This window comes from Mesorhizobium sp. LSHC412B00 (assembly GCF_000503035.1).
In the GTDB taxonomy this organism is placed as follows: Bacteria; Pseudomonadota; Alphaproteobacteria; order Rhizobiales; family Rhizobiaceae; genus Mesorhizobium.
Genome location: NZ_AYWB01000030.1, coordinates 25,531 through 32,571 on the forward strand (window position 1 = coordinate 25,531; position 7,041 = coordinate 32,571).

Consider the following 7,041-nt stretch of genomic DNA (forward strand, 5'->3'; position numbering starts at 1 on the left):
ATAGATCGACCATTAGTGGTTGGGAATATTTGGTCCACGGAGGCTCGGGATGCAGAGCGCTGATTGATGGCGCGGGCCCGACCGTTTTGCCGACCGGCCGGCAGCGGAACCGGGTATCCGCACCAGATCGCTGCACCGAACCAACTTGGCAGGTTGCGCGTGGTTCCCCGGACAAATGAAAAGCCCGCTGGCTCACGCCGGCGGGCTTCTACGCAACTCCGACCACATCGCAAAGCTGCGACGGTTCTCTTAACGCCGCGAGATCAGCAGGCAGAGCTCCCGGAGGTCCTTGTCATAAGAGCCAGAACCGCTCAGCACATCGACACAGCGCTTCTTCATGCGTGCAATCTGACTCTTGGACATGTCGGCAACAACGCCCGGCAGGCTTGGAGTGCCGGGAGTCGCCGGAGTGCCCGGGGTCCCTGGCGTTCCAGGCACACCGCCAATGCCGACACCCACGCCAACGCCGACACCAGTCGTGCCCCCGACGGTCGCACCGAGACCGGCTGTCACGCCGCCGGCACCGCCGATATTTGCCCCGGCACCAGCCGCAATCCCATTGCTGCCCCCTACTGTGGCGCCAGCGCCGGCTTTGACACCGCCGGAGCCGATCGATGCGCCGAGCCCAGCGTTCACGCCGCCGGAGCCGCCGACCGAAGCACCCGCCCCCGCCCGAACGCCGCCGCTACCGCCTATAGACGCGCCGGCGCCAGCGTTAACACCGCCGGCGCCGCCGACAGATGCTCCGGCACCAACGCCAAGGCCGCCGCCGGCACTGGCAGGCATCGCAAGGGCTATTAACACTGCACCGCCGGCCAGAACACGGGCGAAGTGCGCTAGAATCTTTACCATGAAACTCTCCTTGGTTGTCGAACTCTGCAGCCCAAATAGTCTGGCTGTTGACAGCATCTACGCATAGAACAGAAAGCGGTTTCCTAACTTTAGGAAGCTTCGCCGATCACGCCTTTCAATATCAACCGAACTTAGATGCAATTAGAACTTAACTGTAAAAACCTACGACGCATTTATCGCACGAACGAAGAGGTTCGGCAGTTAACTTCAAGCAGGGTGAGTTTGACGGCACCTGGCTCCGGCCAAAACACAAAAAAGCCCGCCACTGTGAGGCAGCGGGCCAGTAATTCTAGGCGGATCAGCCACCTTCCCGTTCGTTCATGTTCTGCCGCTTTCCACGGACCCAACCGCAGCTTCTAAGGCTTCGACTGGCAGGAACGACCAAAGCAGCGCGTCAACGTCCTCGGACTGAAGGTCGCCATATTTGCCTGTGGCGAATTCCATCAAAAACCCGGCCCTGACGCGATACTCTTCCTTTGTGGTGAAACGAAAGGCGCAGACGGCGTTAAGTGCGGAGCGTTCTGCATCGGACGGCTCGTTGCGTTCGTTGATCGCCTGTTCTAGCCCGACGCGCTACGCCACTTTGCGACATCACGATGTCCAGGAATCGACCGTTTTCTGTGCAATGCTAAACCCGCGTCCAAATCGCCCGACGCGATAGCTTTTGTTGTCCGGAAATACATGAGCCCGGCCCCGGTCTAGGGTCATGGAGCGGAACCTGGCGATCTGCGTCGGCATCGTTCTGGCAGCGGACTATCTCAATCACTACGACAGCGTGACGCTCGCCGCCGGTGACGGCTACCGTGCCAACAGCCTTGCCCAGATCATCGACCCGCTCAATCCGAACAGTCAGAACGCGCACATTGAGGGCGACGGCCGGCGCATTGCTGGTGTCGTCCAACAATATCGGGGACCGGCTAATGCCGCCCCAGCCGGGGGGAACTGTCCGAAGGACGGCAGCATGGCGGCCGATAGTTCGCGATGCGGCGGGTGCTCCGCTGAAAGCCGTCCCGGTGGAGCAACGTGACGAGCTTCCGATTTAGTCGTAGCTTCATGTGAAGGGAGTTCTTGCCAGCATGCCGCGCCTCGCTTGGGAGAACGTTCCAAATACTGCATAAGCCGCGGCTTATCGGCAAGCCCACGACCAGTGCGTTCCGTGCTTGATGCGCGATTTGCGGGCTATCGCCACTACCGCCCCAGCAGACGGCAGCTCTTGCATCGGTCCGTGGTCATTGCCCCGGCATCGCATTCGAGACCCAAGACTGGTGCGCATGGATCATGACATTGAATTCCGCTCTCTACAGGAACAAGTGTCTTTCCTCGAGATTAGGATTCGACGCCGCAACGGCGTCGAACCCCAAAGGAGACTCACATGAAACGTAAGATTTTGACAGCTACAGCGATCTCTCTCTGTCTCGCCACCGCGGCCTTGGCGCAGTCGTCGGGAACATCCAGCGGCACGAACGGAACGTCCGGCTCATCGGCCGGGTCGGGTATGAGTTCTACGTCCGGCTCAGGCCAAAGCGGTATCCCGAGCGGCTGGGATAGCAAGCTCTCGGGCTCATTCTTCAGCGACGCCAATTCGGGAAGACTTCTGTCGCAGGATGAGATCCGCAAGAACTGGTCGTCCCTGAGCTCTGAACAGCAGGCACAGGTTCGCTCCGACTGCTCGAGAATGACGGCCAGTAACGGCACTGGCTCTGGCACAATGACCGGCACGTCAGGTAGCTCGGCTTCGACCGGCAGTGATACAACGGCGAGTATCGGCACCGGCTCTGGCACAGCCACCGGCACTTCAGGCAGCTCTGGTTCGACCGGCAGTAACACCACGGCCAGCAACAGCACTGGTTCGGGTACAACCACCGGCACGTCGGGATCCTCGAATACAGCTGGCGATACGACCGCCAGAACCAGCACGGGTTCGGGCGCAAACTCGGCTGCTCAAATGGCTTCGATGCAGCAGCTCTGCACTCAGGTTCAAGGGATGTGAGTGAATGCGGCGCTCCGGGCCGGCTTGGCCGGAATAGATGAGGCCTTGAAGGCCCGGACATCGCTTTGGTTTGGTAGCATTTCGGCGCTGAAGTCGGCCGGTGATCGGTGTCAGAACTTCGCGTCGTTCCTCCCGTACGCCGGCAGCTGCAGATCGCGGCCGGGGACGCTACTCGGGTCTGGGCTCTACCTGCGCAATTGCTGCAGGGTACGCCTTTCCGTCGGTGCCAGACGGAAACTGGCCCTCGGCGCCCGGCCCTCGCGCCACCTCAGCCGCAGGAGTTCCACAGGTTGCGTCGCCAGCTTGGCGTAGGGTGCCTGCGTACCTCGCCCTGCTCGGCCCGGGTCAGCATGCGCGTCGGATCGATGTCGTCGAGTTGGGGCGCGCGGCCCTCGGACACGGGCGAGCAGCGCCCGTTAGCGGCCCCGATCGCCAAGCGCAGATCCGCCGAAGGGAAAGGCCCCCTTTCACAACCTGATTTGTACGTTTCCGACCCTTGCCTTTTTCGGAAAGTGCGCAACAGAATAGCTGACTGAGGTTCTATCTCTCTGGGAGGATGGGATGGACATTCAAGCACCTGTTCGGCCTTCGCAGCAAACGGCCAAGGAGTTGGTTCGCGAGGTCCTGTTGGGCTCTCAACCGGGAAACATCATTTCCGTCAAGGCGACCATTGTCGCGGTCCGCGAGCGCGGCCGCGATCTTCTCGAGACTGACTGCCAGTTGGTCGAAATGATCGTCAATTCAGCGTCCGTTTGGGGACTGTTCATCGCCTTCGACGTCCGAGAAGCGTGATGCCCCACCGTTGGTTCAACCCTCCGGTTTATGTGAAGACCGAGCGCCCAGGGCTTCGCCTCGGTGTCAACCGCGTTGATGCCGCCGCCGAGGAGCTCCTAAAGTGGTCCAATCGTGGCCCCAAGTGGCGGCTGGCGGCCGAGGCTTGCCTATCTGCGATCGATGGCAAAATGCCAGGTAATGACTTCCGGCTGCTGTTCGAAGCGGCAGCCGATGAAGAGGAGATGCTACTGCCGGATTAACAACGCTATACGACGAGACCATTCGGGTCTGTTCGCGTTGGCGGTGGGCAAATTCACCAGCGCGACGGGCATCTATGCCGTCCGTCTCCGTCGTCAAACTTTAAAGTGAGACACTAACGAGCGACGACCTAGATGGACAGTTTATTCGCCGGTGCGCGTACCATATAGGGCCGCGGGTGACCGATGGAGGTCACATGGTTGATGAAGAGCATCGCCGCGAACGAAGGCAGCGGGTGCTGAAAGGCGCCTCAATCATCAGCGGAATCACAAACTCCGAGATCAGTTGCACCATTCGGAACCAAAACAGTGGCNCTGAAAGGCGCCTCAATCATCAGCGGAATCACAAACTCCGAGATCAGTTGCACCATTCGGAACCAAAACAGTGGCAGAGCTGAGCTCAAAGTCCCGGTGGAATCGCGTGTCCCTGAGCGGTTCGTGGTTTACGTGCCGACCGACGGCGTTGCCTACCAGGCAGTCCTGCGGTGCGCAGGAACGACCGAATTGGGGTTCAATTTATAGGAACGTTGCCAAAGCCGCGTCTCCACTATGGCTGAGCTTGTGCCCGGGATGCACAGACCGGGGAATTGGACACTCTCCGGCGCTCGGCACGTGTTCCATGGCAGTCTCACTTTAGAGATTACCCCCCGGCGAAACTTCGCTTCAGGTCGACGCGGTCAGAAGGCTTACAAAATCGCGGGAATATTCCCCGTCCAGATATTTAGCCGGAGCGCCCCACGCCTCGGCTGGTTGGCCAGTGAACGCGTCAAACACCGCTCAGGTTTCGTCGAGTCCCTCCTGAGGTCGTATCTTTGAGAAGCCATGCCGTCGCTAGGTAAGTCTGCGGTCCAGTTCTCAAGCGGTGATCGACATTCCTGTTGGAGTGCGGGTTCTACAGGAGATTCGGTTTTGAGGATCGCGAGGGCTCAACGGATCATGAGCGACCCAGCAGGATCAGAAACCGGCACCCGTCTGCGCAGCCCTTTGATGAAGATAGGTAGAGTCAAAATCTGCGGCGCGAACGAGCCCTGCCCAGTCGGTCGCATGAAAACGCGAGCCAACGGTGGATATCAGACCGTCGCGTCTAAGGTCCTGAAGCACTCGGTTCACGTGCACGGTAGAGAGGCCAAGTGCGTCGCCAAGTGCAGCCTGCGTTATGGGGAGATAGGCCACATGATCTTCAATGCGGCCTACCGAGCGAAGGCGAACAATGAGTTCGCAAAGAATGTGAGCCATACGCGAGTAGGCGTCGCGCCTACCGACGTTGGTGACCCATTCTCGATAGATCGCCGCATCGATCACCGTCGAGCGCCAAAACACTCTCGTTATCGAAGAGTGCTGGTCGCAAACGGCGCGAAGTTCGTCGTGCCGCATGAAGCCCACCCTAGCGGGCATGAGAGGGGTGAAAGTGCAATCCATGACCGACAAATGCAAACCATGCAGGTCGGGAATGTCGCCCGGAACAAAAAAGNAGAGGGGTGAAAGTGCAATCCATGACCGACAAATGCAAACCATGCAGGTCGGGAATGTCGCCCGGAACAAAAAAGGAGGAGATTTGACGCTTCCCCTCCCGGTTAGTTTGATCGACCCTATTAAGCCTTCAAGAACGACGAACGAAAGGCTCGGCTTATCGCCCTCGCGCAGAATGTCTTCGTTGGCCTGATATCTCTTCTCCTGAATCGAGATGTTCCCCAAGGTCGCAATGTCTGATTCTGCGAGTTCCGAGATGGCTTGGAGCTTGCGGATCAACATTTTGAAAGAATGATCATGTGCCATCAAGAACCTGTTCGTGTTTGCTCCCAACTTTTAGTTGGCGCTAATGTTCCCGCTGCCTAGAGGAGACGAAGGCCAATGGTCAGTGCGTCGATGATGCGCGCAAAGTTCAGCTGTCCTCAATCCTTTTCGCCTGCCGCAACCTGTTCGAAACGGCTGGATCACAACCTGCTTTCCACCGGATTAACGAGTGCTATTGCGCGCCAGGAACCTTAAGAGTTCGCAGCCGTTCAACTGTTGGGGCGCACGAAGCAGGCTTTCAATGTCATCGGGTTCCGTGCTGATCGTGGAGACGTCGAGAACTCTCTCCGGGAGGCCGGGTTCGAGGTGGTCGCCGGCTTAAAAGGGCCTTCAAGCGATTGCGACTTTCGATCGTGAGCCGGAGCGAGTTGTGGCTCTCCTGACAGATATCAGACTTGGGGACGGCCCAAGCGGGTGGGATGTGGCCCGGCACCTCCGAGGCACCGATCCTACTATGCCAGTTATATGACAGCGTTGGTCGATGCCATGGCCTGCTACGCAATTGACCGACATCAAATCGACATCCTGTCTCTCGGCTGCGTTGAATTGGAGTTCGCCTTCACCAAGGGCCAAATCGCCAAGGGCGGTATCAGGCACTGGCGAGATCATTTCTGCCGCCATGCGCCTGCAAAGCCAGAATGCACTGGGCCAAGCTGGGCTGCTGGTAGGACGAGACCGTCTACTACGCGTCGACGGACCACCTATGAAGTCTAATCCGATCGACCTCGACGACTACACCGGTCCGCCGCAGAGTTACCTGTTATTGCTGCCTCACTGGTCAAGCAACATGAGGAACGGCTGGCCGCGCTTTTCGTTGCGCCGCGTCCACCCTACAAAGCGGTGTATGGGCCAAGGTCTCAGGACCCGTAAATAGCCACCTGTTCTTCGCACGATGTCGGCTTTCAGAAACCGCCTAAAGCGATCCCGATATTGAGCGCAATGGCCATCCGTTCTGATTAAGTCGTCTTGGCCAGCCGTGGTCTTCACTCGACCCCGCATGATGAGGTATGACCAAGAAGGATGTAGACTAAACCGGAAGAGACAAGGTGCAGGTGCAAGGCATTGAGAGAAATAGCAGGAACCGAACCAATCCACAGGAATATTTTGTTGGTATTTATGTTGGTATCAGATGCGGCTAACATTCCCCTAAGTATCTGAAAGCAAAACGGGATTTTCTTCACTTGAATTCCGCCTCTGGGCACCAGTTTTCTCTGTGTACGGCCCGGAGACATGGGTAAAAGTCTGTACCTAAGACATGGGTGACAACCTCGTGCCGAACGGGTTGTCGATGGTTTGCAACGTCCTTTGTTCCAGGTCGATATATCCGAGATCATAGTGCATGAAGCTGATGAGCCAAATGCCGTCGTCGACTTC

At 58.3% G+C, this 7,041-nt stretch carries 6 protein-coding genes; 3 read left to right on the forward strand and 3 right to left on the reverse strand.

Translation table 11 applies throughout. From position 1 onward, the window contains the following. Nucleotides 1-249 precede the first annotated feature (249 nt). Nucleotides 250-852 (reverse strand): hypothetical protein, encoded by a 603-nt coding sequence (locus X757_RS136215; protein ID WP_031251741.1) that lies wholly within the window; start codon nt 850-852, stop codon nt 250-252. 706 nt (nt 853-1,558) lie between these two features. On the opposite strand from X757_RS136215, the gene X757_RS00720 reads away from it, so the two are divergent. Next, nucleotides 1,559-1,879 (forward strand): hypothetical protein, encoded by a 321-nt coding sequence (locus X757_RS00720; protein ID WP_023728076.1) that lies wholly within the window; start codon nt 1,559-1,561, stop codon nt 1,877-1,879. 341 nt (nt 1,880-2,220) lie between these two features. On the opposite strand, the gene X757_RS136210 is transcribed toward X757_RS00720, so the two are convergent. Next, a complete protein-coding gene (locus tag X757_RS136210; protein WP_023728077.1) occupies nt 2,221-2,769 on the reverse strand; it encodes a hypothetical protein in 549 nt (182 codons plus the stop codon). Nucleotides 2,770-3,403: 634 nt separating this feature from the next. Between X757_RS136210 and X757_RS136205 the strand changes: the two genes are divergently transcribed. Both X757_RS136205 and X757_RS136200 read left to right on the forward strand, forming a co-directional pair. After that, a complete protein-coding gene (locus X757_RS136205; protein ID WP_023728078.1) occupies nt 3,404-3,634 on the forward strand; it encodes a hypothetical protein in 231 nt (76 codons plus the stop codon). After that, nucleotides 3,634-3,876, forward strand: coding sequence for a DUF982 domain-containing protein (locus tag X757_RS136200; protein WP_023708228.1), 243 nt, complete (start codon nt 3,634-3,636; stop codon nt 3,874-3,876). Before X757_RS136205 ends, X757_RS136200 begins: the two co-directional genes overlap by 1 nt. Before the next feature lie 951 nt (nt 3,877-4,827). Here the strand turns inward: X757_RS136200 and X757_RS136195 are convergent. Beyond that, entirely contained in the window at nt 4,828-5,649 is an 822-nt protein-coding gene (locus X757_RS136195; protein ID WP_023728079.1) for a Crp/Fnr family transcriptional regulator, read from the reverse strand. Nucleotides 5,650-7,041: the final 1,392 nt, after the last annotated feature.